Genomic DNA, 26,657 nt, shown 5'->3' with positions numbered 1-26,657 from the left:
CGTCAGGGGCGGCGGGCCAGCGACAGGGTCCGCCGGGCCGCCGCCACCACGGCCGCGTCGACGAAGCGGCCGTCCGCCAGCGCCTGGGCGCCCGGCCGGCCCGTCGCCGCCGCCACGATCGTCTCCGCCTCCTCCAGCTCCCGCGCGGTGGGCAGGTAGGCGCGCTCGATGACCGGCAGCTGGCGGGGGTGGAGGGCCGCGCGGCCCAGGAAGCCCAGGGCCCGGCCGCGGGCGCAGGAGACCGCCAGCCCCTCCAGGTCGCGGGTGTCGGGATGGACCGACTGCGCGGGCGGGGCCAGGCCCGCCGCCCGCGCCGCCACCACCACCCGGGAGCGGGACCAGTCCAGACCGGCGTCCCCGCGCACGCCCAGGTCGGCCCGCAGATCCGCCTCGCCGAGCGCGATGCCGCGCAGGGCGGGGTGGGCACGGGCGAGGGCGTAGGCCCGTTCGACGCCCAGAGCGGACTCCAGGAGCGCGTACAGCGGCGGGCCGTCCGCGCCGGTCCGGGCGGTGGCCTCGGCGGCGGCGGCGATCTGCTGCGGGCAGGTCACCTTCGGCAGCCGCAGCCCGCACAGGCCGGGCAGGCCGGCCACCGCCGCCAGATCCGCCCGCGCCAGCGGGCCGTCCAGGGCGTTCACCCGGACGTGGACCGGCACCGACCGGGCCTCGCCGAGCAGATCGGCGGTGGCCGCGCGGGCGTACCCCTTGCGCTCCGGGGCGACCGCGTCCTCCAGGTCGACCACCACCACGTCGGCCCCCGCCGCCAGGGCCTTGGCCACCACCTGGGGGCGGTCGCCGGGGGCGTACAGCCAGGTCAGGGGGACGGCCGGCGGGTGGGGCGGGCCGATGGGCGCCGGAGCGGGAGCGGAGGTCGGCGTGCCGGGCCCGGCGGCGGCCGTCGTACGGGTCATACGGCGCCCTCCTCGCGCAGCGCCTTGACGTCGGTGCGGCTCAGGCCCAGCTCGGTGAGGACCTCCTCGGTGTCCGCGCCGTGCGGGCGGCCCGCCCAGCGGATCGCGCCCGGGGTGGCGGAGAGGCGGAAGAGGACGTTCTGCATGCGTAGGGGGCCCAGTTCGGGGTCGTCGACGGTGGTGATGGTGCCCAGGGCCCGGTACTGCGGGTCGGCCATCACGTCGCGGACGTCCTGCACGGGGGCCACCGCCGCCTCGGCCTCCTCGAAGGCGACCAGGACGTCGGCGCGGGTGCGGCGGGCGATCCAGCCGCCGACCGCCTCGTCCAGGACGTCGGCGTGGCGGGCGCGGCCGGCGCCGGTGGCGAACCACGGTTCGCCGGTCAGATCGGGGCGGCCCACCAGGCGCATCACGCGTTCGGCGACCGACTGCGCGGAGGTGGAGACGGCGACCCAGGTGCCGTCGGCGGTGCGGTAGGTGTTGCGCGGGGCGTTGTTCTGGGAGCGGTTGCCGGTGCGCGGCTGGACGTGACCGAGCTGGTCGTACCAGATCGGCTGCGGGCCCAGCATGGTCAGGATCGGCTCGATCAGGGCCATGTCGACGACCTGCCCCTCACCCGTGCGGTCCCGGGCGGCGAGCGCGGTCAGCACGGCGTACGCGGTGGCCAGGCCCGCGATGGAGTCGGCGAGGCCGAACGGCGGCAGGGTCGGCGGCGCGTCCGGTTCGCCGGTCATCGCGGCGAAGCCGCTCATCGCCTCGGCCAGGGTGCCGAAGCCGGGCCGGTGCGCGTACGGGCCGAACTGGCCGAAGCCGGTGACGCGGGCCAGGACCAGGCGGGGATTGACGGCGGACAGCTCGTCCCAGCCGAGGTCCCACCGCTCCAGGGTGCCGGGGCGGAAGTTCTCCACGATCACGTCGGCGGTCGCGGCGAGGCGGAGCAGGGTCCTGCGGCCGCCGGGTCTGGACAGGTCCAGGGTGATGGCGCGCTTGTTGCGGCCGAGCATCTTCCACCACAGGCCCACGCCGTCCTTCGAGGGGCCGTGACCGCGCGACGGATCGGGTTTCGCGGGGTGCTCGACCTTGACGACCTCGGCACCGAAGTCACCGAGCAGGGTGGCGGCGAGCGGGCCGGCGAACAGGGTGGCCAGGTCCAGGACGCGCAGGCCGGACAGGGGCGCGGGGCGGCCGGGGCGGTGAGGGCCGGCGGGGGGCAGGGGGGTGGCGTGGGTCATGACGTGTACCTCGACTCGATCCCGGTGCGGCACGGCATCGGCACCGGCGCCCCGGGCCGCCGCACGGACAGGGACGCCGCCGCGGCCGCCCACGCCGGCGCCTCGCGCACGGGCCGGCCCTCGCCGAGCGCCACCGCGAGCGCGCCGGCGAAGGTGTCGCCGGCGCCGGTGGAGTCCACGGCGGCGACCCGGGGCGCGGGCACCGTCGGCGGCCCGGCGCTTCGGGCCGCGTACGGACTGCCCGCCGCGCCCGGGGCGAGGACCGCCTCGGGCACCCGTTCCAGCAGCGCGGTGGCCGCCCGGCGCGGGTCGGTCGGGCCGGTGAGCGCGGCGGCCTCGTGCCGGGTGGGGGGCAACGGGCCGGTGGTGTCGAGGAGTTCGGGCGGCAGCGGCCGGGCGGGGGCGGGGGTGGGGAGCGTGCGGACGCCGTGGGCGCGGGCGGTCCGGGCGCCGGCGACGAGATCCACGTTCGTGCCGCCGGGCACGACGATGTCGGTCATGGGCGGGTGGCCTCCCGGTGGGTGAGGTGGGCGAGGGCGTCGAAGCCGGTGCCGTCGAAGTCGGCGACGGAGGCGGACAGGCGGTTCTTGAGGGGGGCCGTCCAGCGGCCGGGGAGGGCGGCGGGGGAGCCGGCCAGCAGGGCGGCGACGCTGCCGGCCGTCGCCCCGTTGGAGTCGGTGTCCCAGCCGCCGGAGACGGCGCGGCAGATCGAGCCGGTGAAGTCGCCGTCCGCGTGGGTGAGGGCGGCGGCGATCAGGGCGGTGTTGGGGACGGCGTGCACCCAGTGGTGGGCGGGGGAGTGGGTGGCGTGGAGGGCGTCGACGACGTCGTCGAAGTCGTCGTGGGTCCCGGCGAGCCGGATGGCGTGGCGGACGGCGCGGGCCAGGCGCGAGCCGGGCGGGACGACGGCGAGGCCGGTGCGCAGGCAGGTGTGGACGTCGTGGGAGCCGGTGGCGGCGCAGGCGATGACGGCCGCCGCGAACATCGCCGCGTAGACGCCGTTGGCGGTGTGGGTGAGGACCGCGTCGCGGTGGGCCTGTCCGGCCGCGGCGCCCGGGTCGCCGGGGTTGGTCCAGCCGTGCACGTCGGCGCGGATCAGGGCGCCGATCCACTCGCGGAAGGGGTTGCGGTGGCGGGCGGTGTGCGGGGGTTCCAGGCCGCACAGCAGGTTGCGGTAGGCGACGCGTTCGGCGGTGAAGGTGCGGCCGGCGGGCAGCTCGTCCAGCCAGACGCGGGCCACGTCGGCGGTGGTGAAGGCGCGGCCGTGGCGCTTCAGGAGCAGCAGGTTGACCAGGGGGTAGTCGAGGTCGTCGTCCTCGGGCATGCCGTCGATGTTCTCGGCGAGGGAGGTCGCCGCCGAGCGGCGGTTCCAGGGGTGGCGCGCGGCGAGGTGCTCGGGGACGCCGCGGGCGGTGAAGTACGTGGACAGGGGCCAGTTCCCGGTGGCCCGGGCGAGGCGGCGGATGCCGTCGAGGGGGAGCTTCTCGACGGGTTTGCCGAGGAGGCAGCCGACGGCCCGGCCGAGCCAGGCGGCTTCCAGGCGGGTGCGCAGGGGAGCGGAGGGGGCGGGCCCGGAGGGGGCCGGCCACCGCGGGCACAGGGCCCTGATCCGTGCCAGGTCCGTCGGTTCGGCGTCCGCCAGAGCGCTGGGCAGGCCGGCCAGTTCGTCCAGGAGGTCGAGGGCCAGCAGGCGCAGAGAGCGGGAGGCGGGTCCGGGCGACGCGCCCGCCCGGGCCGGGGCGTCGCAGCCGCCCGCCGCCCGCCAGCGCGCCGCGATCGCCGACGGTTCGCGGCCGTCCAGGGCCGCCTGGCGCAGTTCGTGGCCGATCAGGTCCTCGGGCTGGACCCAGGTCAGCCGGAGCACGCCGGGCTCCCGGTCCCCGCCGGTGGCCCGGCCGCGGGGGCGGTCGCGGGTCCGGGACCGCCCCCGCCCGCCCGCTCGCGCGTGTCCGCGCGTGCGGCCCGTACGTCCCGTGCGCGGGGGCCGGGGGAGGCCGGCGGGCCGGGCTCCGCGCCGGCCCGCGTGTCGAGTGCTGCGAACGCCTGTTCGTGGGCGTGGCGCCGGCGGACGTCCCGGGCGAAGACCTCCCGGGCCACCTCGGTGAGGGTGGCCGCCGGTCCCCACAGGTCCAGGCGGCTCGCCTTCGCGACCGTCCGCGCCCAGTCCCTCGGGACCGCGGCGCCCAGGGCCCCGCACAGCGCCCCCGCCATCGTGGCGATGGAGTCGCAGTCACGGCCGTAGTTCACCGCGCCGAGCACCGCGTGGCGGTAGTCGCCGCCGGAGACGACCAGCATGCCGAGCGCGACGGGCAGTTCCTCGAGGGCGTGCAGCCGGGACGGGCGGCGCGCGTTCAGGGACGGGGCGCGGTAGTCGGGGCCCACCGTGTCGTACGGGGCCACCGCCGCCCGCAGCGGGGCCAGCGCGGACTCGAAGTCCGAGTGGCGGGAGGCCGTCTCGCAGACCCGCTCGATCGCCGCCCGCGTGCCGTCCTTCGCCAGGGACAGGCAGGCCGCCACCACCGACTCCGGGGTCGCGCCGGGCGCGCACGCCGCCGCCACCGCCGCCGCGAGGACACCGGCCGCCTCCCGGCCGTACGACGACTGGTGCGCACCCGCCACGTCGAGCGCCTCGGCGTACGCGCCCGCCGGGTTCGCGGCGTTGACCAGGCCGACCGGTGCCATGTACATCGCGGCACCGCAGTTGACGATGTTGCCGACACCGGCCTCGCGCGGGTCGGCGTGCCCGTAGTGCAACCGGGCCACCAGCCACTTCTCCGCGAGGAAGATCCGCTGGAGGGGGAGCGCCTCGGCCTCCAGCTCGGGGATCCAGCGCGGGTGCGTCATCAGGTCCGGGACCAGGTGCTCGGCGACCGCGTAGGCGTCCAGGTGGTCGCGGACGGCGGCGTAGACCCGAACCAGGGCGTGCGTCATCAACGTGTCGTCGGTGACGTGGCCGTCGCCCTTGTGGTACGGCGCGAGGGGGCGGGCGGTGCGCCAGGCGTCACCGTGCCAGGGGCCGACCACGCCCTGGACGCGGCCGCCGTGCCGTTCGAGGATCTGCTCGGGTGAGTAGCCCTCGACGGGGCCGCCGAGCGCGTCGCCGACGGCCGCGCCGACCAGGGCGCCGGTGATCCGCTCCGCCAGGCTCGCCGTCCCGGTTCGAGCACTTCGCGCGCTTTTTTCTGATTCGGGCGTCATGGGTCGCATCATCCTCCGGGGCGGGCCGGTTGCGTGGCTTCGAGGAGTTCGGCGAGTTCCACCAGGTCCGTGCCGGTGAGCCGGGGCAGGACGCATCCGGGGAGCGTGCGGCAGGCGTCCCGCCAGGACGCCGGAATCGCCGCGCCGCCGCCGAGGGCACCGGTCAGGGCGCCCGCCAGCGCCGGGGCGGAGTCCGCGACCCGGGACAGGCAGGCCGCCGCCGGCACCGCCCGCGCGATCCGGCCCCGGGCGGCGGTGGCCAGGGCGAGGGCGACCGGCACCGTCTCGGCGGCGGCGATGCCGTAGCTGTAGACGTGGTCGACGATCCGGTGCTCCAACAGGGGGACCAGGGCGAAGGCGCTCCCGGCGTCCGCCGCCAGCGCCAGCGCCTGCCGGGCGTTGCGGCCGATCTCCGTCCCCTCGGGCAGCTCGGCGAGGGCGGCCGCCACGCAGGCCTGTACGCCGTCGCCGGCGAGGGCGCACGCGAGCGCCGCCGCCATCGCCCGCGCGCCGTGCACGCCATCGCCGTCCTGGGTGTAGCGGGCGTCGAACTCGGCGAGGCCGGCGGCGCCCTCGGGGTCGCCGGGGTGGGCGACGGCCAGGACGCAGGCGCGGACGCAGGCCGCGTCGTCGAAGTAGTGTGGGTTGTCGTGGCCGGTGGCGGGCGGGCGCAGGCCGGTGGCGAGGTTGCCGAGGCCGGCCCGCACCGAGATCCGGGCGCGCAGCGGCAGGACGGCGGACTCCGCCTCGGGGGCGCGTTCGGCGGCGGCCGCGACCTCGCCGGCGACGGCGTTCCAGGTCAGGTCGATGGCGGCCCGCATCCGGCATTCGCGGCTCAGGTCCCCGAGCGCGGTGTCGTCCCCGGCCCGCAGCACCGCCTCCGCCGCGAACGCCGCCCACTCCGCGTCGTCCGAGGGGCCCAGGCGCAGCGGCTCCGGCGGCTGGTTGAGGGCGATGGGCACGGGGAGGGTGGTGGTCGCGTTCCGCTCGGCGAAGGTGTCCAGTTCGCGGGTCAGGCGCCGGGTCCACTCGGGCATCCGCGCGGCCCGGTGCCGGCCGGCCGGCCAGCCGGCGGCGTCACCGGCGGCGAGACCGAGCAGGAGGCCCTCGACGCGGCGGGGGCGGCGGGTGCCGCGGGGCGGGGCGGGGGAGCCGGCCGGCGCCGGTGCGGTGGGGCCGGGGTGGTGGCCGTTCCCGGCGGGCGGTGGCTGTCGCGGCGTGCCGGGCGGGGCGACGTAGGACGTCGTGGCCGGTTCGTCGCCCGCCGGGCGGGTCCGGGTCACGGCCGGGCCTCCGCCGGGCCGGCCGGGGAGCGGAGGGGCGCGGGCGCGGGCGTGGAGGCGGCCGGTGCGGGCGCCGGGCCCGGGGCGCACGCCCCTGGGCCGGGTGCGCCCGGGCCGGAAGCGCCCACGGGCGCGGGTGCGGGCGCCGGCGGAGGTGGTGGCGGTCCCTCGCCGGCCCGTGAGCCCGGGGCCGGCGCGAACCCGTCCGGCCCGGAGGAGGGCCGTCCGCCGGGACGCGGGGGCGGTCCGGCGGGGTTCCCGCGCGTCAGCAGGTCCGCCACCTCCAGCACGTGGTGGCCGGCCATCGCCGGCAGGCAGCTGCCGCGGGCCGGGCCGATCGCGGCGGCCCACTCCGGCGGGATGGCGGACTCGCCCCGCGTCGCCCCGGCCAGGGCGCCGGCCACCGCGGCGGTCGTGTCGGCGTCGCGCCCCATGTTGACCGCCGTCAGGACGGCGTCCCGGAAGTCGCCGTCGGCCGCCGCGTACGCCCCGAAGGCGAGGGCGACGGCCTCGGGGGCCAGGTCGGTCCAGGGGTAGCCGCCGACGACCACCGCGGAGCGGACGGCGCGTTCGCCGCGGTGGGCCGCCGTCACGGCCCGGCGCAGGCAGCGGGCCGTCCAGGAGTCGTCCGGCACGACGGCCAGGGCGGCGGCGACGACCGCGGGGACCGGCGCCCCCGCCATGGCGGCCGCGACGCCCGCCGCCACCGCCCGGCCGCCGTGGATGCCCTCGCCGTCGTGGCTGACCGAACCGTCGATCGCCACCAGCCGGGCCGCCTCGGCGGGGCGGCCCGCGGCGAACACCCCGTACGGCGCGGCCCGCATGGCCAGGCCGTCGCTCCAGGCGTGGCGGTGCTGGGCGGAGATGGGGGCCGCCAGGCCCCGGCGCAGGTTCTCCAGGGTGCCGCGCTCGCTGAAGCCCGCGCCCCGGAAGGGTCCCTCGTCGCGGTCCGCGATCCACTCGTGCCAGGCCGCCTCCACGTGGGCGGGCGTGAGCGCGCAGCCGTGCCGGGCCAGCAGGAGGCCGGAGAGGATCGCGTACTCGGTGTCGTCGGTGCCGTACGGCTCCTTCGCCACGTATCCCGTGATGCGGCCCCAGCGGGCGCGGATCTCGGAGGGCTTCAGGTTCTCGGCCGGGGCGCCGAGGGCGTCTCCGACGGCCAGGCCGAGCAGCGCGCCGCGCGCCCGTTCGCGGAGGCCGCCGGCGTCCTGGGGCGCCGGGACCGAGGGAAAGCGGGCGGTCGATGCCATGCGGCCTCCTCTCAGGGGGCGCCCCGGAAGGCGCCGGGCCCTTTGCGGAACTGTCCCCGGTGCGGTGTCCCACCCAGCCTCGGTGACCTCAGCGTCACCCGGTCGACATCTGCGCACTGCCTCCCACGGATGAGCGCACGAAGGCGAAGCCGCAGGTAAGCGCAGCCTTTCCTGGCTGGCAGGCGGGGAAGGATCGGCGTAGATTGGGTGTTGTCGAAAGTTGGATTACGTCCAAGTAGGGCGCTCGGGAGCCCGCGGCGGCTCCCCGGACCTCACCTGGGGAAGGCTCATGGCCATCATCGAGACCGAAGCGGCCCTGCACGAGGCGCACCGCGACAACCACACGCACCGGGACGTGAGCGGCGGCTGGCTGCGCCCCGCCGTCTTCGGCGCGATGGACGGCCTGGTCTCCAACCTCGCCCTGATGGCCGGTGTCGCGGGCGGGGCCGCCGGCCGGCAGGCCATCGTGCTCAGCGGGCTGGCGGGCCTGGCCGCGGGGGCCTTCTCCATGGCGGCCGGCGAGTACACCTCCGTCGCCTCGCAGCGCGAGCTCGTCGAGGCCGAGCTGGAGGTGGAGCGGCGGGAGCTGAGGAAGCACCCCAAGGACGAGGAGGCCGAGCTCGCCGCCCTCTACGCGGCCCGGGGCGTCGAGCCGGAACTCGCCCGCGAGGTGGCCCGGCAGCTGTCGCGCGACCCCGAGCAGGCGCTGGAGATCCACGCCCGCGAGGAGCTGGGCGTCGACCCGGGCGACCTGCCGTCGCCGCTGGTCGCGGCCGTGTCGTCCTTCGGGTCCTTCGCGCTGGGTGCCCTGCTGCCCGTCCTGCCCTACCTGCTCGGGGCCGGCGCGCTGTGGCCCGCCGTGGCGCTGGCGCTGCTCGGGCTCTTCCTGTGCGGCGCGGTGGTGGCCCGGGTGACCGCGCGGACCTGGTGGTACAGCGGCCTCAGGCAGCTCGCCCTCGGCGGGGCGGCGGCGGGTGTGACGTACGCCCTGGGCAGTTTGTTCGGAACGGCCGTAGGATAGCGCGGCTCGGACTTATGCGCCGGTTCGCATAAGTAGTCGTTACCTGCTGGTTTCGGCCGCGTGACCGCCGGGCATGAGCCGTAAGCGCTGCGGGCAACGAGGCCCGCCGCGCGCCTGTGGGGCGGGCGACGAAGCCCTCTCCCACCCCCTCCGGGCCGCCGGGCCCCGGTCCGACCGGACCGTGTCCGTGCCGGTTCCCCCAGCTTCTCCCGCCGGGCACGGCACCCCGCCCGCGACCCTGCGGTGTCCGCATGATGGAACGGAGTATCCGGTTCCCGGGAATCGCCCCATCATGTAACCTGCACGAAATTTCGATCTCACCGTAGATCTCCGCAGAGGGCCAACGTCGTCCCTCGGCACCTGCCACATGCCACATGACGACGACGGGAGAGCCGATGCGTACGCCGCGCCAGCCGTCCCAGCACTCCACGAACGGCCTGAACTGGTCGTCCATGGATGCTCGCCCTGCTGCGCAGGGTATGTACGACCCCCGCAACGAGCACGACGCCTGCGGCGTCGGCTTCGTCGCCACCCTCACCGGCGAGGCGTCCCACACCCTGGTCGACCAGGCACTCACCGTGCTGCGCAACCTGGAGCACCGCGGAGCCACCGGCTCCGAGCCCGACTCCGGTGACGGCGCCGGCCTGCTGTCCCAGGTGCCGGACGCGTTCCTGCGCGAGGTGGCCGGATTCGAGCTGCCCGAGGCCGGCGCCTACGCCGTCGGCATCGCCTTCCTGCCGGTGGAGGGCACCGAGGACGCCGTCTCACGGGTCGAGACGATCGCCGCCGACGAGGGCCTGACCGTCCTCGGCTGGCGCGAGGTCCCGGTCACCCCCGACCTGCTGGGCGCCACCGCCCGCTCGACCATGCCGGTCTTCCGCCAGCTCTTCGTGACGGACGGCGTCCACCGGGACATCGCCCTGGACCGCAAGGCGTTCCTGCTGCGCAAGCGCGCCGAGCGCGAGGCCGGCGTCTACTTCCCCTCGCTGTCCGCGCGGACCCTCGTCTACAAGGGCATGCTGACCACCGGCCAGCTGGAGCCCTTCTTCCCGGACCTGTCCGACCGCCGCTTCGCCTCCGCGATCGCGCTCGTGCACTCCCGGTTCTCCACCAACACCTTCCCGTCGTGGCCGCTGGCACACCCCTACCGCTTCGTCGCGCACAACGGCGAGATCAACACGGTCAAGGGCAACCGCAACTGGATGGTCGCCCGCGAGTCCCAGCTCGTCTCCGACCTGTTCGGTTCCGACGGCAGGAGCCTGGAGCGCATCTTCCCGGTCTGCACCCCCGACGCCTCCGACTCGGCCTCCTTCGACGAGGTGCTGGAACTGCTGCACCTGGGCGGCCGCTCGCTGCCCCACTCGGTGCTCATGATGATCCCGGAGGCGTGGGAGAACCACGACTCCATGGACCCGGCCCGCCGCGCCTTCTACCAGTACCACTCCACGATGATGGAGCCCTGGGACGGCCCGGCCTGCGTCTGCTTCACCGACGGCACCCAGGTCGGCGCCGTCCTGGACCGCAACGGCCTGCGCCCCGGCCGCTACTGGGTCACCGACGACGGCCTCGTCGTCCTCGGCTCCGAGGTCGGCGTCCTCGACATCGACCCGGCCAGGGTCGTCCGCAAGGGCCGCCTGCAGCCCGGCAAGATGTTCCTCGTCGACACCGCCGAGCACCGCATCATCGAGGACGACGAGATCAAGGCCCGGCTCGCGGCGGAGAAGCCGTACGCCGAGTGGCTGGAGGCCGGCGAGATCGAGCTGGGCGACCTGCCCGAGCGCGAGCACATCGTCCACACCCACGCCTCGGTCACCCGCCGCCAGCAGACCTTCGGCTACACCGAGGAAGAGCTGCGCGTCATCCTCGCGCCGATGGCCAAGACCGGTGCGGAGCCGATCGGCTCCATGGGCACCGACTCGCCCATCGCGGCCCTCTCCGAGCGCCCGCGGCTGCTGTTCGACTACTTCACCCAGCTGTTCGCGCAGGTCACCAACCCGCCGCTGGACGCCATCCGCGAAGAGCTCGTGACGAGCCTGCGCTCGTCGCTGGGCCCGCAGGGCAACCTGCTGGAGCCGACCGCCGCGTCCTGTCGCAGCGTCGCGCTGCCCTTCCCGGTCATCGACAACGACGAGCTGGCCAAGCTCATCCACATCAACGCCGACGGCGACATGCCCGGCTTCAAGGCCGCGACCCTGTCCGGCCTGTACCGGGTGCACGGCGGCGGCGAGGCCCTCGCCGCCCGCATCGAGGAGATCTGCGCCGAGGCCGACGCCGCCATCGCCAACGGCGCCCGCCTGATCGTCCTGTCCGACCGGCACTCCGACGCCGAGCACGCGCCGATCCCGTCGCTGCTGCTCACCGCGGCCGTCCACCACCACCTCATCCGCACCAAGCAGCGCACCCAGGTGGGCCTGCTGGTCGAGGCCGGCGACGTCCGCGAGGTCCACCACGTCGCCCTGCTCATCGGCTACGGCGCCGCCGCCGTCAACCCCTACCTGGCGATGGAGTCCGTCGAGGACCTGGTCCGCGCCGGCACCTTCCTGCCGGGCATCGAGCCCGAGCAGGCCATCCGCAACCTCATCCACGCCCTCGGCAAGGGCGTGCTGAAGGTCATGTCCAAGATGGGCATCTCCACCGTCGCCTCCTACCGCGGCGCCCAGGTCTTCGAGGCCGTCGGCCTGGACGAGGCCTTCGTGGAGAAGTACTTCAACGGCACCGCCACCAAGATCGGCGGCGTCGGCATCGACGTCATCGCCAAGGAGGTCGCCGCCCGCCACGCCAAGGCGTACCCGGCCAGCGGCATCGCGCCCGCCCACCGGACGCTGGAGATCGGCGGCGAGTACCAGTGGCGCCGCGAGGGCGAGCCGCACCTGTTCGACCCGGAGACGGTCTTCCGCCTCCAGCACTCCACGCGCACCGGCCGCTACGACATCTTCAAGAAGTACACCGAGCGCGTGAACGAGCAGTCCGAGCGGCTCATGACGCTGCGCGGCCTGTTCGGCTTCAAGTCCGGCCGGGGGCCGATCCCGATCGAGGAGGTCGAGCCGGCCAGCGAGATCGTCAAGCGGTTCTCCACCGGCGCCATGTCGTACGGCTCCATCTCCCAGGAGGCGCACGAGACCCTCGCCATCGCCATGAACCAGCTCGGCGGCAAGTCCAACACCGGCGAGGGCGGCGAGGACCCCGAGCGCCTGTACGACCCGGCCCGCCGCTCCAGCATCAAGCAGGTCGCCTCCGGCCGCTTCGGCGTCACCAGCGAATACCTGGTCAACGCCGACGACATCCAGATCAAGATGGCCCAGGGCGCCAAGCCCGGCGAGGGCGGCCAGCTGCCCGGCCACAAGGTCTACCCGTGGGTCGCCAAGACGCGTCACTCCACCCCCGGCGTCGGCCTGATCTCGCCGCCGCCGCACCACGACATCTACTCCATCGAGGACCTCGCCCAGCTGATCCACGACCTGAAGAACGCCAACCCCCAGGCGCGCATTCACGTCAAGCTGGTCTCCGAGGTCGGCGTCGGCACGGTCGCCGCCGGTGTCTCCAAGGCGCACGCGGACGTCGTTCTCATCTCCGGCCACGACGGCGGCACCGGCGCCTCCCCGCTGACCTCCCTCAAGCACGCGGGCGGCCCCTGGGAGCTCGGCCTGGCCGAGACCCAGCAGACCCTGCTGCTCAACGGCCTGCGCGACCGGATCGTCGTCCAGACCGACGGCCAGCTCAAGACCGGCCGGGACGTGGTCATCGCCGCGCTGCTCGGCGCCGAGGAGTTCGGCTTCGCCACCGCTCCGCTGGTCGTCTCCGGCTGCGTCATGATGCGCGTGTGCCACCTGGACACCTGCCCGGTCGGCATCGCCACCCAGAACCCGACCCTCAGGGACCGGTTCTCCGGCAAGGCCGAGTACGTGGTGAACTTCTTCCGGTTCATCGCCGAGGAGGTCCGCGAGCTCCTCGCCGAGCTGGGCTTCCGCTCCATCGAGGAGGCCGTCGGCCACGCCGAGGTCCTCGACGTCACCCGCGCGGTCGACCACTGGAAGGCGCAGGGCCTCGACCTGGAGCCGCTGCTCCACGTGCCCGAGCTGCCCGAGGGCGCCGTCCGCCACCGGATCGTCGCCCAGGACCACGGCCTGGAGAAGGCGCTCGACAACGAGCTGATCAGGCTCGCCGCCGACGCCCTGGCCGCGAACGACGCCACCGAGGCCCAGCCGGTGCGCGCCCAGGTCGCCATCCGCAACATCAACCGCACGGTCGGCACCATGCTCGGCCACGAGGTGACGAAGAAGTTCGGCGGTGCGGGCCTGCCCGACGACACCATCGACATCACCTTCACCGGCTCCGCCGGCCAGTCCTTCGGCGCCTTCGTCCCGCGCGGCGTCACCCTGCGCCTGGAGGGCGACGCCAACGACTACGTCGGCAAGGGCCTGTCCGGCGGCCGGATCATCGTCCGCCCGGACCGGCGCGCCGACCACCTCGCCGAGTACAGCGTCATCGCCGGCAACACCCTCGCCTACGGCGCCACCGGCGGCGAGATGTTCCTGCGCGGCAAGGTCGGCGAGCGCTTCTGCGTCCGCAACTCCGGCGCGCTGGTCGTCTCCGAGGGCGTGGGCGACCACGGCTGCGAGTACATGACCGGCGGATACGCGGTCGTCCTCGGCGAGACCGGGCGCAACTTCGCGGCCGGCATGTCCGGCGGCATCGCGTACGTCATCGACCTGGACCGCGACAACGTCAACGCCGGCAACCTCGGCGCGATCGAGGCGCTGGACGACACCGACAAGCAGTGGCTGCACGACGTGGTGCGCCGCCACGCCGAGGAGACCGGCTCCACGGTCGCCGGGAAGCTGCTCGCCGACTGGTCCGCGTCCGCGGAGCGCTTCAGCAAGATCATCCCCAGTACGTACAAGGCAGTGCTCGCCGCCAAGGACGCCGCCGAGCGAGCCGGTCTCTCCGAGACCGAGATCACCGAGAAGATGATGGAGGCGGCGACCAATGGCTGATCCCAAGGGCTTTCTCAACCACGGCCGCGAGGTCGCCAGGACCCGCCCCGTCCAGGAGCGCGTCAAGGACTGGAACGAGGTCTACGTCCCCGGCTCCCTGCTGCCGATCATCAGCAAGCAGGCCAGCCGGTGCATGGACTGCGGCATCCCGTTCTGCCACAACGGCTGCCCGCTGGGGAACCTGATCCCCGAGTGGAACGACTACGCCTACCGCGAGGACTGGCGGGCCGCCTCCGAGCGCCTGCACGCCACCAACAACTTCCCGGAGTTCACCGGCCGCCTGTGCCCGGCTCCGTGCGAGTCGGCGTGCGTGCTCGGCATCAACCAGCCGCCGGTCACCATCAAGAACGTCGAGGTCTCCATCATCGACAAGGCGTGGGAGACCGGGGACGTCGCCCCGCAGATCCCCGAGCGCCTGTCCGGCAAGACCGTCGCCGTCGTCGGCTCGGGCCCGGCGGGCCTGGCCGCCGCCCAGCAGCTGACCCGGGCGGGCCACACGGTCGCGGTGTACGAGCGCGCGGACCGCATCGGGGGCCTGCTGCGCTACGGCATCCCCGAGTTCAAGATGGAGAAGCGGCACATCAACCGCCGCATCGAGCAGATGCGCGCGGAGGGCACCCGCTTCCGCACCGGCGTCGAGATCGGCCGCGACCTGTCGGCGACCGACCTGAGGAAGCGGTACGACGCGGTCGTCCTGGCCGTCGGCGCCACCACCGCCCGCGACCTGCCGGTCCCCGGCCGCGAGCTCAAGGGCGTCCACCAGGCGATGGAGTACCTGCCCCTGGCCAACAAGGTCCAGGAGGGCGACTACGTCACCCCGCCGATCTCCGCCGAGGGCAAGCACGTCGTCGTCATCGGCGGCGGCGACACCGGCGCCGACTGCGTGGGCACCGCCCACCGCCAGGGCGCGGCCTCCGTCACCCAGCTGGAGATCATGCCCCGCCCGAACGAGGAGCGGGACCCGGTCTCCCAGCCGTGGCCGACCTTCCCCATGCTCTACAAGGTCACCTCGGCCCACGAGGAGGGCGGCGAGCGGGTCTACTCCGTCTCCACCACCCACTTCGAGGGCGACGAGGACGGCAACGTGCAGTGGCTGCACATGACCGAGGTCGAGTTCGTCGACGGCAGGCTCACCCCCAAGCCGGGCACCGAGCGCAAGATCCCCGCCCAGCTGGTCACCCTCGCCATGGGCTTCACCGGCACCGACCGGGACAACGGCCTGGTGGACCAGTTCGGGCTGGAGCTCGACGCACGCGGTAACATCGCCCGCGACGCCGATTTCCAGACCAACGTTCCGGGCGTGTTCGTCGCCGGCGACGCCGGCCGCGGGCAGTCCCTGATCGTGTGGGCGATCGCCGAGGGCCGCTCGGCCGCCCGCGGCGTCGACCGCTACCTGACCGGGTCCAGCGACCTGCCGGCCCCGATCCGGCCGACCGACCGCGCGCTCGCGGTCTGACGGCCCGAGGAAACGTCCCGTACAAAGGCGTACGGAACACAGACGGCGCCTGCCCCTGTCCCCGACCGGACGATTGGGCAGGCGCCGCCGCACGTCCGGTCGTCCGCCGGGCGGCGCCCGGCCGACGACGACGGCCGCGGCGACGGCCGGGACGCCCGCGGGGGCGAGCCGCCGGACCCGCTCCGCCGGCGGCCGGGCCGTCTGCGTCCGCCTCCTTTCGCGGGGACGCGCGACACGCGGCGCGGGCCGGCGGTCCCTACGGCACCCGGAACGTCTCGCCGTACATCTCCCACACCAGCGGCGTCGCCAGATCCAGGTTCCCGGCGGCCAGGAAGCGGCGCTGGGCGGTGTCGACGCGGGAGGTGTCGATGGCCGGGCGCCTGGCCTTCATCGCCGCGCGGCGCACGTCGAGGAAGACCTCCAGGAAGGCCTTCTCGTCGCCGCCCTCGGCGGGCGTGTCCGCCTGGCGCATGGCACGCTCGCGCAGGCCGTAGAAGCCGTCCGGGTCGGTGTCGGGGCCGTGGTGGACCATCGCGTCGTAGTAGACGAACTGCCCCAGCGTGCCCAGCCCGTCGAGCTTGGCCAGGCGGACCGCCGGGTCGAAGTAGACCCGGTCGCGTTCCTCCTCCTGCGCCGCGCGGAACTGCGGGAGCTTCGCCTCCGCCTGCCAGGCGGCCGTGAAACCGGGGTCCAGGCCCTCGTGGGAATCGGTGCCATCCACCTTCCGCAGGGCGGGCAGGTACGGTGCCAGGCCGTTGCCGGGGTGGTCCCGCGTGTAGCGCTCGACCAGCATGAGCAGGTCGTGGGTGCCGGTGCAGAAGCCGATGATGCCCGCCGTGTAGCCCTGGCCGTCGCCGGGGTCGTCGATGCTGCCGTACGTGCTGCGCCAGTCGAGCGTGGAGTGCTCCGCGCTCGCCACCAGCCGCTGCGCCAGTTCCTTCTTCGCCGGGTCGGCCAGTCCCGCCGGCAGGTCGGCGATCACCGCGTCGTCCGCCGCCAGCTCCTGCTCGGCCCGGCTCTTGGCGTGCTCGCGGCCCGCCTCGACGGTGGACGCGGGCGGCTTCGCCGGCGACTCCCGCGAGCCGCCGGGCGCGAGGAAGTAGGCCGTGGCCGCCACGGCCAGCGGAACGGCCGCGAGGAACAGCACACCACCGCGTTTCACTGGGGAAGACCTCCATCTGTCAGCTCCGGCACCCGGGCCGCCGCCATTGCCGCCGGCGCCACCGGCGGCCCCGCGCGCGCCGGCGCCCGCCGCCCGTCCCGGGGAGCGTACGCGAGCGCCGCCGCGCCACCTCTCGGCAGCCCCCCGAGGCGGCCCTCCCGGGGGGAGGGCCCGGCCGGGCAGCGGCTCCCCGGCCCGCCCGAACCGCCGCAGCGCGCCTGCGGGGAGCCCGCGGGCGCGGCGGCGGACGAACCACGGACGCCGGTGGAGGGCGGGGCGGTCGGGGCCAGGTGGGGGACGCTCGCATGCCGCTTCGGGGCCGCCGGCCCCGAAGCGGCCCGGGGCCGGGGCGGCCAGGGGTTCAGGCCGCCAGGCGCTTGACCTGTTCCTCGGTCAGGGACACCCGCAGGGCGGCCACGTTCTCCGCCAGGTGGGCGGGGGAGGAGGTGCCCGGAATGGGGATCACGTTCGGGGCGCGGTGCAGCAGCCAGGCCAGCGCCGTCTGGGACCGGGTGGCACCCGCCTCCTCGGCGACCGCCGCCAGCGGGCCGCCGTCCGCCGTGTGCTCGCCCCGCGCGATCGGGAAGTACGGCAGGAAGGCGATCCCGCGCTCCGCGGTGTGGTCGATCACGGGGTCGTGGCCGCGCTCGGCCAGGTTGTAGACGTTCTGCACGCTCACGACCGGCGCGATCCGCGAGGCCGCCGTCAGCTCCTCCACCGTCACCTCCGACAGCCCGATGTGCCGGATCTTGCCCTCCTCCTGCAACTGCCGCAGCGCGCCGACCTGGTCGGCGAGGGGGTAGGCGGGGTCGATGCGGTGCAGCTGGAACAGGTCGATGCGGTCGGTGCGCAGCCGCCGCAGGCTCAGCTCGGCCTGCTGGCGCAGGTAGGCGGGGTGGCCGTGCGTGATCCACTCCGTGGGACTCGGCCGCAGCACCCCCGCCTTGGTCGCGACCACCACACCGTCGCGGTAGGGGTGCAGGGCCTCGGCCAGCAGTTCCTCGCCGGCCCCCAGGGCGTAGGCGTCGGCGGTGTCGAAGAGGTTCACCCCGAGGTCGACGGCCCGGCGCAGCAGGGCGATCGCCTCCGCCCTGTCGGTGGGCGCCGTCCAGATGGGAGCGGTCATGCCGCCCCGTTCGTGCGGGGCGCCCGCCAGGCGCATCGTGCCGTAACCGATCCGCCGTACTTCGAGGTCGCCACCGATTCGGAATATCGTCGAGTTCGTCATGTCCGCGACCGTAGGAGCTCACATGGATGTGAGCTTCAAGTCCCGGCGAGGGGGAGTGAGGGGGATCACATGAGGATCGGAGAGCTGTCCCGCGCGACCGGAGTCAGCGTCCGGCTGCTGCGCTACTACGAGGAACAGGGCCTGCTCGACGCCGCGCGCACCCCCGGCGGCCAGCGGGTCTACGGCGCCGACGCGCCCCGGACCGTCCGCCGCATCCGCGCCCTGCTCGACGCGGGCCTGCCCACCCGAGTGATCCGCGAGGTCCTGGACTGCGTGTGCGGCAGCGACGCCGAGGTCGAGCCCTGCCTGACCCCGTTGCTCCTCGACCAGCTGCACGGCATCGAGGAGCGGATCTCCCGTCTCCAGGACTCCCGCCGGTCGCTGACCCGCCTGCTGGCCCCGGCCGACTGAACGGCGCGCCGGGGCGGCCGGGCTCCCCGGGCCCGCCCACGCCACCGGGCCGCCGGGACGACGTCCGCCCCGCCCCGGCGTCCGGCGCGCGCTCGCCGCACCGCCGAAGGCCTTCAGCGCATCCGGTGCGAGGTTTCCGGCCGCGACGCCGGGAGCACGTGCCCAACGCCGCGGGGCCGCCCCCCCCCGGACGACGACGGGAGCTCGACGACCGGACCTCAGGTGTCGCACTCCCACACCGTCCGGCACAGCGCGCACCGCGCCCGCACCCGCCCCCGCACCGGCACCCTGATCCACTGCCGGCACGTCGGGCAGGGAAAGGACACCCGCAGCGGGCCGTGCCCGTCGGGCCCCCCGGGGGTGAACGCGTACGCCGCGTCCGTCCCCGGACCGGCGGCGTGGCGGTCCTGGGCACGGCGGCGGTCCCGGGCGTAGCGGCGGCGGCCCGCCCAGCCCGCCGCCGTCAGCGGCGGCTGCTGTTCGTCCCGCAGGGCCCGCTGCCTGCCCTTGACGTACGCCGTGTACGCCTGCGGGCTGGTGAACCACACCGACGGATCCTCGTGGAAGACCAGCGCCCGCTTGGCCAGGACGTAACCGAACTCCTCCGGCGTCAGATAGCCGAGCTTCTGCGACGACACCGCGTCCTGCCGGTACGCGTCCAGCAGCAGCCACCCCGCGCCCAGGTACGCCGCCGCCGTGTCGGTGAGGATCTCGTTGTCCCGCGTGCCGGGGAAGGACAGGCCGAGGCGGTGCAGGTAGACGTGCATCACCTCGTGCGCGAGGGCCGCGCCGATGTCCCGGCGGTGCGTACGGAAGCGGTCGTTCAGCTCGACGAAGTACTCCGGCCCGGCGGCCAGTTCGACGTTGGCCGCGTGCGTCATCTCACGGAAGCCGACGATCAGCCGGGCGTCCGGCAACCGGTAGTGCCGCACCAGCTCGCGGGCCACCCGCTGCGCGCCCAAGTACAGGTCGTCGGTGTCGCAGAAGGCCACGTCGGCGGGGGCCACACTGGTGGAGAACGTCCGGATGGTGTCGTACGACAACCGCTTGTACAGCGCGGTGAGGGCGGCCCGCACCGTCTCCAGGTGCGGGTAGCCGTGCTCGACCGGTCCGCCGTTCGCCACGCCCGAACCCCCAAGACGCCTGAACCCGACTCCACTGTACGGGCAGGACGCGGCCGGGGCCCGCCCGCCGGCCGGAATCCGGCCGGCACCGCCCCGCCGCCCCCGGCGCGATCCGGGGCGTGACCGGCGGGCGGTGCTCCGCCGCCGGCACCGCGGGCGGGCGGCGGGGACGACGCCGCGGAACAGCGCCTCGACGGCGGGCTCGCCGTCCTCGGCGCCGCGGCCACCGGCGCCGGGGAACCGGGACCGCCTCACCGACGCCGCGGGCGCCCCGGCCGGCGAACTCACCGCCCGGACCCGGGGCCCGCCGTGCGCCGCCGGCCTGCCGCGGGCGCGAGGACCGGCGGCACGCGGGCCGGGGGAGCCGGCCGATGCGCGCGGCGGAGGAGGGGAGCATCCGGCGCGGCCGCACGGGCCGCCGGTGCCGGCGGGAACGCCGGGGCCGCCGGGATCGTCAAGGAATGAGACGCACCGGCGCGGCCGGCCGGGCGCCCGTAGGCTGACCCCCCATGACCACCAGCAACACCGGTACCGGTGACGTCGACCCCGCCGTCCGCGAGGAGCTGGCACGGCTGCGCGACAGCATCGACAACATCGACGCGGCCGTCGTCCACATGCTCGCCGAGCGCTTCAAATGCACCCAGCAGGTCGGCCACCTCAAGGCCCGCCACCAACTGCCGCCCGCGGACCCCGCCCGCGAGGCCCGGCAGATCGAGCGCCTGCGCGCACTCGCCGAGAGCGCCAAGCTGGACCCGGCGTTCGCCGAGAAGTTCCTGAACTTCATCATCGCCGAGGTGATCCGCCACCACGAGCGCATCGCCGAGGACACCGGCAACGGCCGGGCCCCCGCGACCGGCTGACCCCGGCCGCGACGCCACCCCCGGGGGCGCACGCCCGGGGAACGCGGCACCCGCCGGCGGGACCGGGCCCGGCCCGCGTCCCCCGTCCGCCCCTGTGCCGTGCCGACCGGATCAGGCAGCATGAGCAGCATGTCCGTACTGACGCGCGACGAAGCGCAGACCCGTGCCCAGCTCCTCGACGTCCACCGCTACACGGTCGAACTCGACCTGACCGGTGGCGACGAGACCTTCGACTCCCGCACCGCCGTCCGGTTCACCGTCCGCGACGGACAGGACACCACGGACACCTTCGTCGAGGTCAAACCCGCCGAGTTGCGCTCCGTCACCCTCGACGGACAGCCCCTGGACCCGCAGACCCTGGACGGCAACCGGCTGCCGCTGAGGAACCTCGCCCCCGGCGCGCACGAACTGCGCGTCCACGCCACCATGCGCTACTCCCGCACCGGCGAGGGCATGCACCGCTTCACCGACCCCGCCGACGGCGAGACCTACGTCTACACCCAGATGTTCATGGACGACGTCCAGCGGGTCTTCGCCGCCTTCGACCAGCCCGACCTCAAGGCCGTCTTCGACCTGACCGTCAAGGTCCCCGCCGGCTGGAGCGTCCTCGCCAACGGCATCACCGAACACACCGGCGGCGGCGTCTGGAAGGCCGCCACCACCCCCCTCATCTCCACCTACCTCGTCGCCGTCGCGGCCGGCCCCTGGCACTCGGTGCGCACCGAGCACCGCGGCCTGCCCTTCGGTGTCCACTGCCGCCGCTCCCTCGCCCCCCACCTCGACGCCGACGAGATCCTCGACGTCACCCGCGCCTGCTTCGACCGCTACCACGAGAAGTTCGACGAGCCCTACCCCTTCGACTCCTACGACCAGGCGTTCGTCCCCGAATTCAACGCCGGCGCCATGGAGAACCCCGGCCTCGTCACCTTCCGCGACGAGTTCGTCTACCGCTCCGCCGTCACCGACGCCGAACGCCAGACCCGCGCCATGGTCATCGCCCACGAGATGGCCCACATGTGGTTCGGCGACCTCGTCACCCTCACGTGGTGGGACGACATCTGGCTCAACGAGTCCTTCGCCGAGTACATGGGCTACCAGACCACCGCCGAGGCCACCCGCTTCGGCGGCCCCTGGACGGAGTTCGGCGTCGCCCGCAAGGCCTGGGGCTACGACGCCGACCAGCGCCCCACCACCCATCCCGTCGCCCCCGAGAACGTCGAGGACACCGCCTCCGCCCTCCTCAACTTCGACGGCATCTCCTACGCCAAGGGCGCCTCCGCACTCCGGCAACTGGTGGCCTGGCTCGGCGAGAAGGACTTCCTCGCCGGCATCAACACCCACTTCGCCCGCCACAGGTTCGCCAACGCCACCCTCGCCGACTTCATCGACTCCCTCGCCGCCGCCACCGACCGCGACGTCCACGCCTGGGCCGAGGCCTGGCTGCGCACCACCGGCGTCGACACCCTCACCCCCACCGTCACCCCCGGCACCGACGGCACCTGCGCCCTCACCGTCGGCCACACCGGCAGCCGCCCCCACCGCATCGCCGTCGGCCTCTACGACCGCGACCTCACCGACAACGGCCGCCTCACCCTGCGCGAACGCCTCGACCTCGACATCCCCCAGACCGAGCCCCGCCCCATCGGCAAACGCCCCGCCCTGCTCCTGCTCAACGACGGCGACCTCACCTACGCCAAGATCCGCTTCGACCCCGAATCCTCCGCCACCGTCGGCGCCCACCTCCGCGGCCTGCCCGACCCCCTCACCCGCGCCGTCGTCTGGAACGCCCTGCGCGACGCCGTCCGCGACGGCGAACTGGCGCCCACCGCCTACCTGGACGCCGCCCGCACCCACCTCCCGCACGAGACCGACGTCGCCCTCGTCCAAGGCGTCCTCGCCTTCGCCACCACCCACATCGCCGACCGCTACCTCACCCCCGGACAACGGCCCGCCGCCCTGGCCACCCTCACCGACCTGTGCCGCGCCCTCCTGCGCCGCACCGAGGACGGCGACCACCCCGGGCTGCGCCTGACCGCCGTGCGCCACTACATCGACGTCGCCGCCCAGCCCGACACCATCAGCGCCTGGTTCTCCGAGGGCACCGTCCCCGGCGGCCCCGAACTCGACCCCGAACTGCGCTGGCGCGTCCTGAACCGGCTCGCCGTCCTCGGCGCCGTCGACGACGACGTCATCGAGGCCGAACTCGTCCAGGACCCCAGCGCCGCCGGACAGGAAGGCGCCGCCCGCTGCCGCGCCGCCCTGCCCGACCCCGAGGCCAAGTGCCGCGCCTGGGCGGAGATGTTCACCGGTGACGACCTGTCCAACTACCTCTTCACCGCCACCGCCCAGGGCTTCTGGCAGCCCGAACAGGCCGACCTCGTCCGCGCCTACGTCCCCCGCTACTACACCGACGCGGTCGCCGTCGCCGCCCGCCGCGGTCCCGCCATCGCCGAGGCCGCCGGCCACTGGGCCTTCCCCGCCCACGCCGTCGACCCCGACACCCTCCGGCTCGGCGAGGAGTGCCTGCGCGACGCCGACCCCGTCCCCGCCCTGCGCCGCAGGCTCGCCGATCAACTCGACGACCTGGCCCGGGCGTTGCGGGTGCGAGGCGGGGCGGGGGAGTAGGTCCCGAGGCGTAGGGCACGGCTGGTACCCGGCGACGACGCGCGGGGCCGATCACGCTCCCCAGGCTCACGGAGCCAGGAGGATCGGCCCCGAACCGTCAGGAGAACACCGTGATCGCAGTGACCGGCGCCACCGGCAACGTCGGCCGTGCCCTCGTCCACCGCCTGCTCCGCGCCGGCGCCCCCGTGCGGGCGCTCACCCGCGACCCGCGGCGTGCCGCCCTGCCCGAAGGCGCCGGGGTCGTCCGCGTCCGGCCGGACGACCCCGGCACCCTGTTCGACGGCGTGACCAAGCTGTTCCTCCACGTCCAGAGCGCCGATCTGCTCCCCGCCGCCCGGGCGGCCGGCGTGCGCCATGTCGTGCTGCTGTCCTCCAGCATCATCCGGGAAGGCGCGGACGACCCCACCCACCCCATCCACGTCATGCACGCCCGCGTCGAACGACGACTGCGGGACAGCGGCCTCGACTTCACCTTCCTGCGGCCGGGCGCCTTCGCCACCAACGCCCTCCAGTACGCGCCGCAGATCCGCGCCGGGCACACCGGCATCCGCGGTGTCCACGCCGGCGGACTCACCGCCCCCGTCCACGAGGACGACATCGCCGCCGTCGCCGAACGCGCCCTCCTCGACACCGGCCACGAAGGCGCCGTCCACCGCCTCACCGGCCCCGCGGCGATCAGCAATGCCGCCCAGGTCACCACCCTCGGCCGGATCCTCGGCCGCGACCTGCGCTTCGTCGAGGCGCCGCCCCGGGAGGCGGGCGCCGAACTCTTCCCGCACGTGCCGCCGCACATGCTCGAGCGGCTGCTGCAGGGCCTCGCCGACACCGTCGGCACGCCCCCCGAGATCACCCCCGCCGTCGAGGAGATCACCGGTTCCCCCGCCCGCGCCTTCGCCGAGTGGGCCGCCGACCACGCCGACGCCTTCCGGGGCTGATCCCGCCCGACTCCGGAAGGCCTCCACGGCCGCGGGCCCCGCCCGTACCTCCAACATGCCGTCCCCAAACGGGACGTACCCCCTTCAGGGTTACGATCGTTGGATATTCCGGGCGTGCCCGCGTTCTCCGCGTACAAGCTGGAACCCCCGTCCCGCGGCCGCCCGGAGGAACGACATGAGCACGCCGCCCCTCGCCTCGGGCCCCCACGGTCCCGACGCGCTGCGCCCCCTGCTCGACACCGTCCTCGACGCCCTCCGCCACGGCACCCTGGCCCGCCGCGGCCCGCTGCCCGCCGGCGGCCCCGAGGAGGTGGCCGCCCGCCTGCGTGAGGCCGTCGGCGACGTCCTGCCCGACGACGGCGACCCGGCCGCCCTGCCCGCCCTGATCACCGCCTTCGCCGCAGGCGCCGCCGACCCCGCGCACCCGCTGTGCGCCGCCCACCTGCACTGCCCGTCCCTCGCCGTCGCCACCGCCGCCGACCTCGCCGCGTCCGCCCTCAACCCCTCCCTCGACTCCTGGGACCAGGCCCCCGCCGCCTCCGCCCTGGAAGCGCTGGTCACACAGGCCCTCGCCCGGCAGGCGGGAACCGCCGACGCGCTCATCACCAGCGGCGGCACCGAGTCCAACCACCTCGCCGTGCTCCTCGCCCGCGAGCAGCACGGCGCGGACCTGCGCCTGCTCACCGGCGCCAACGCCCACCACTCCCTGCCCCGCGCCGCCTGGCTCCTCGGCCTGCCCGACCCCGTGATCGTCCCCGCGCCCGGCGGCACCCTCGACCCCGCCGCGCTCGACGAAGCACTCGCCGAGCTGCCCGGCCCCCACCTCGTCGCCGTCACCGCCGGCACCACCGACGCCGGCCTCGTCGACCCCCTCACCGACATCGCCGCCCGCTGCGCCGCCCGCGGCGCCCGCCTGCACATCGACGCCGCCTACGGAGGCGGACTCCTCTTCAGCGACCGTCACCGCGACCGCCTCGCCGGCCTCGACGCCGCCCACACCATCACCCTCGACCTGCACAAACTCGGCTGGCAACCGATCCCCGCCGGCGTCCTCGCCGTCCGCGACGCCGCCGACCTCACCGCCCTGCGGCAGCGCGCCGACTACCTCAACGCGCAGGACGACACCGAGGCGGGACTGCCCGACCTGCTCGGCCGCTCCCTGCACACCACCCGCCGCCCCGACGCGCTGAAGATCGCCGCCACCCTCGCCACCCTCGGCCGGCACGGCCTCGGCGCCCTCGTCGACCACGTCCTCGACCTCGCCCGGCAACTCGCCGCCCTCATCGAGGACCACCCCGCCTTCGAGCTCTACGACACGCCCACCCTCAGCACCGTCCTGTTCCGCCCCGCCGGCGCCCCCGACACCGCCGTCACCACCCTCCGCCGCACCCTCCTCACCCACGGCCACGCCGTCCTCGGCCGCGCCCGCCTCGACGGTCGCACCTGGCTCAAAGCCACCTTGCTCAACCCCGCCACCCGCCCCGGCGACCTCACGACCCTCCTCGCCCTCGTGGAAGGACACACCTCCCGATGACCCCCCACCCCGCACCCCACGAGACCACCGCCCCCCGCGACCTCGTCGGCATCGGCATCGGCCCCTTCAACCTCTCCCTCGCCGCCCTCGCCCACCCCCTCACCGAACTCGACATCGCCTTCTACGACCGCAGACCCGCCTTCCACTGGCACCCCGGCCTGCTCATCGACGACGCCACCATCCAAGTCCCCTTCCTCGCCGACCTCGTCACCCTCGTCGACCCCGCCAGCCCCTGGACCTTCCTCAACTACCTCAAAACCCGCGAACGCCTCTTCCCCTTCTACTTCGCCGAGCGCTTCCACATCCACCGCACCGAGTACGACGCCTACTGCCGCTGGGTCGCCGAGAACCTCCCCACCCTCCACTTCGGCCACCACGTCGACGCCGTCGGCTGGAACCCCGAACACGAGGTCTTCGAGATCGACCACACCCGGCTCGGCGCCGACGGGGAAATCGAAGCCTCAGGCCGCACCCACACCAGGAACGTCGTCATCGGCATCGGCACCGAACCCCGCGTCCCCGGACCCCTCGCCCCCCTCGTCGACGCCCCCGGCGTCCCCGTCATCCACGCCGCCGACTACCTCCACCACCGCGACATTCTGCTCGCCGCCGACCACATCACCGTCGTCGGCACCGGTCAGTCAGGCGCCGAGATCTTCCTCGACCTGCTCCGCCACCGCCCCGTCGGCCGCGAGAGGATCCACTGGCTCGGCCGCACCGAGGCCTTCACCCCCATGGAGTACTCCAAACTCGGCCTCGAACACTTCACCCCCGACTACACCCGCTACTTCCACGCCCTGGCCGAACCCGTCCGCGACCGCCTCGTCCCCTCCCAATGGCAGCTCCACAAGGGCGTCGACCCCGGCACCCTCGCCGCCATCCACGACGAGCTCTACCGCCGCGCCCTCCACGGCGGCTGGCCCGACGCCGTCCTCACCCCCGGTGTCCACGTCCGCACCGCCGGACGCGTCGCCACCACCAAGATCGAACTCCATCTGGAACACACCCAGCAGAACACCCGCACCCGTCTCACCACCGACGCCGTCGTCCTGGCCACCGGCTACCGACAGCGCTCCCTCGACCACCTCCTGGCCGGCCTCGCCCCCTACATCCACCGCGACGACAGCGATCGCCCCGGCGTCGACGAGCACTTCCGCCTCGCCCTCGACCCCTCCATCACCGCCTCCGGCTGCCACGTCTACGTCCAGAACGCCGAAACCCACACCCACGGCGTCGGCGCCCCCGACCTCGGCCTCGCCGCCTGGCGCAGCGCCACCATCCTCAACGCCCTCACCGGCAAGGAGCCCTACCCCCTGCCCACCCGCACCGCCTTCACCACCTTCGGCCTCCAGCCCCAACCCCACACCCCGCCCACCCGCCGGCCGGCCCCCGCCCCCACCCCCCTCGTCGGCCACCGGTGACACCCCCACCGG

18 protein-coding genes and 1 pseudogene are annotated in these 26,657 nt (G+C 74.9%); 9 read left to right on the top strand and 10 right to left on the bottom strand.

What is annotated here, in order from left to right; genetic code table 11:
* Positions 1-2: 2 nt before the first annotated feature.
* The 7 genes and pseudogenes from ACSU6Z_RS06800 to ACSU6Z_RS06770 all read right to left on the bottom strand — a co-directional run bounded on the left by ACSU6Z_RS06800 (position 3) and on the right by ACSU6Z_RS06770 (position 7,874).
* Entirely contained in the window at positions 3-911 is a 909-nt protein-coding gene (locus ACSU6Z_RS06800; RefSeq protein WP_437043827.1) for an HpcH/HpaI aldolase/citrate lyase family protein, read from the bottom strand.
* Positions 908-2,143: a CaiB/BaiF CoA transferase family protein gene (locus ACSU6Z_RS06795; protein WP_437043826.1), complete on the bottom strand. Its 1,236-nt coding sequence runs from the start codon at positions 2,141-2,143 to the stop codon at positions 908-910. Before ACSU6Z_RS06795 ends, ACSU6Z_RS06800 begins: the two co-directional genes overlap by 4 nt.
* Positions 2,140-2,604, bottom strand: a pseudogene (locus ACSU6Z_RS06790) (PfkB family carbohydrate kinase); the annotation flags it as partial. The gene ACSU6Z_RS06795 and the pseudogene ACSU6Z_RS06790, both read right to left, overlap by 4 nt.
* A 35-nt stretch (positions 2,605-2,639) precedes the next feature.
* Entirely contained in the window at positions 2,640-4,007 is a 1,368-nt protein-coding gene (locus ACSU6Z_RS06785) for an ADP-ribosylglycohydrolase family protein (RefSeq protein WP_437043825.1), read from the bottom strand.
* The gene (locus ACSU6Z_RS06780; protein WP_437043823.1) at positions 3,995-5,341 is read right to left on the bottom strand and encodes an ADP-ribosylglycohydrolase family protein; all 1,347 of its coding nucleotides are present in this window, start codon (positions 5,339-5,341) and stop codon (positions 3,995-3,997) included. Before ACSU6Z_RS06780 ends, ACSU6Z_RS06785 begins: the two co-directional genes overlap by 13 nt.
* Positions 5,342-5,349: 8 nt before the next feature.
* Positions 5,350-6,624, bottom strand: a complete 1,275-nt coding sequence (locus ACSU6Z_RS06775; RefSeq protein ID WP_437043822.1) for an ADP-ribosylglycohydrolase family protein — start codon at positions 6,622-6,624, stop codon at positions 5,350-5,352.
* Entirely contained in the window at positions 6,621-7,874 is a 1,254-nt protein-coding gene (locus ACSU6Z_RS06770; RefSeq protein ID WP_437043820.1) for an ADP-ribosylglycohydrolase family protein, read from the bottom strand. Before ACSU6Z_RS06770 ends, ACSU6Z_RS06775 begins: the two co-directional genes overlap by 4 nt.
* 289 nt (positions 7,875-8,163) lie before the next feature.
* Here ACSU6Z_RS06770 and ACSU6Z_RS06765 point away from each other — a divergent pair, with 289 nt between their 5' ends.
* From ACSU6Z_RS06765 to ACSU6Z_RS06755, 3 genes are all read left to right on the top strand, one after another.
* Positions 8,164-8,895, top strand: coding sequence for a VIT1/CCC1 transporter family protein (locus ACSU6Z_RS06765; protein WP_437043818.1), 732 nt, complete (start codon positions 8,164-8,166; stop codon positions 8,893-8,895).
* Between the two features lie 452 nt (positions 8,896-9,347).
* Positions 9,348-13,889 carry a glutamate synthase large subunit gene (gltB, locus tag ACSU6Z_RS06760; RefSeq protein ID WP_437050211.1) on the top strand — a complete coding sequence of 1,514 codons (4,542 nt, stop codon included), beginning with the start codon at positions 9,348-9,350 and terminating at the stop codon, positions 13,887-13,889.
* Entirely contained in the window at positions 13,882-15,345 is a 1,464-nt protein-coding gene (locus ACSU6Z_RS06755; RefSeq protein WP_437043817.1) for a glutamate synthase subunit beta, read from the top strand. Before gltB ends, ACSU6Z_RS06755 begins: the two co-directional genes overlap by 8 nt.
* A 256-nt stretch (positions 15,346-15,601) precedes the next feature.
* Here the strand turns inward: ACSU6Z_RS06755 and ACSU6Z_RS06750 are convergent, their stop codons facing one another.
* Both ACSU6Z_RS06750 and ACSU6Z_RS06745 read right to left on the bottom strand, forming a co-directional pair.
* Positions 15,602-16,507: a chitosanase gene (locus tag ACSU6Z_RS06750; RefSeq protein ID WP_437043815.1), complete on the bottom strand. Its 906-nt coding sequence runs from the start codon at positions 16,505-16,507 to the stop codon at positions 15,602-15,604.
* 361 nt (positions 16,508-16,868) lie between these two features.
* Complete coding sequence (locus tag ACSU6Z_RS06745; protein ID WP_437043813.1) at positions 16,869-17,735, bottom strand: aldo/keto reductase; 867 nt, start codon at positions 17,733-17,735, stop codon at positions 16,869-16,871.
* A 69-nt stretch (positions 17,736-17,804) separates the two neighbouring features.
* On the opposite strand from ACSU6Z_RS06745, the gene ACSU6Z_RS06740 reads away from it, so the two are divergent.
* Positions 17,805-18,146 carry a MerR family transcriptional regulator gene (locus ACSU6Z_RS06740; protein WP_437043811.1) on the top strand — a complete coding sequence of 114 codons (342 nt, stop codon included), beginning with the start codon at positions 17,805-17,807 and terminating at the stop codon, positions 18,144-18,146.
* 218 nt (positions 18,147-18,364) lie between these two features.
* Here the strand turns inward: ACSU6Z_RS06740 and ACSU6Z_RS06735 are convergent, their stop codons facing one another.
* The gene (locus tag ACSU6Z_RS06735) at positions 18,365-19,270 is read right to left on the bottom strand and encodes a hypothetical protein (RefSeq protein WP_437043809.1); all 906 of its coding nucleotides are present in this window, start codon (positions 19,268-19,270) and stop codon (positions 18,365-18,367) included.
* A gap of 509 nt (positions 19,271-19,779) precedes the next feature.
* Here ACSU6Z_RS06735 and ACSU6Z_RS06730 point away from each other — a divergent pair.
* From ACSU6Z_RS06730 to ACSU6Z_RS06710, 5 genes are all read left to right on the top strand, one after another.
* A complete protein-coding gene (locus ACSU6Z_RS06730) occupies positions 19,780-20,130 on the top strand; it encodes a chorismate mutase (protein ID WP_437043807.1) in 351 nt (116 codons plus the stop codon).
* A gap of 129 nt (positions 20,131-20,259) precedes the next feature.
* Positions 20,260-22,755: an aminopeptidase N gene (gene pepN, locus ACSU6Z_RS06725; protein ID WP_437043804.1), complete on the top strand. Its 2,496-nt coding sequence runs from the start codon at positions 20,260-20,262 to the stop codon at positions 22,753-22,755.
* A gap of 110 nt (positions 22,756-22,865) precedes the next feature.
* Positions 22,866-23,690 carry an NmrA family NAD(P)-binding protein gene (locus ACSU6Z_RS06720; protein WP_437043803.1) on the top strand — a complete coding sequence of 275 codons (825 nt, stop codon included), beginning with the start codon at positions 22,866-22,868 and terminating at the stop codon, positions 23,688-23,690.
* 175 nt (positions 23,691-23,865) lie between these two features.
* On the top strand, positions 23,866-25,224 hold the full coding sequence (locus ACSU6Z_RS06715) for a pyridoxal phosphate-dependent decarboxylase family protein (protein WP_437043801.1): 1,359 nt from the start codon (positions 23,866-23,868) through the stop codon (positions 25,222-25,224).
* Complete coding sequence (locus ACSU6Z_RS06710) at positions 25,221-26,645, top strand: lysine N(6)-hydroxylase/L-ornithine N(5)-oxygenase family protein (protein ID WP_437043799.1); 1,425 nt, start codon at positions 25,221-25,223, stop codon at positions 26,643-26,645. Before ACSU6Z_RS06715 ends, ACSU6Z_RS06710 begins: the two co-directional genes overlap by 4 nt.
* The last annotated feature ends 12 nt before the right edge of the window (positions 26,646-26,657 follow it).

This window comes from Streptomyces sp. enrichment culture, from assembly GCF_964273145.1.
GTDB lineage: Bacteria > Actinomycetota > Actinomycetes > Streptomycetales > Streptomycetaceae > Streptomyces.
This window is presented reverse-complemented; position numbering and strand designations above follow the sequence as displayed.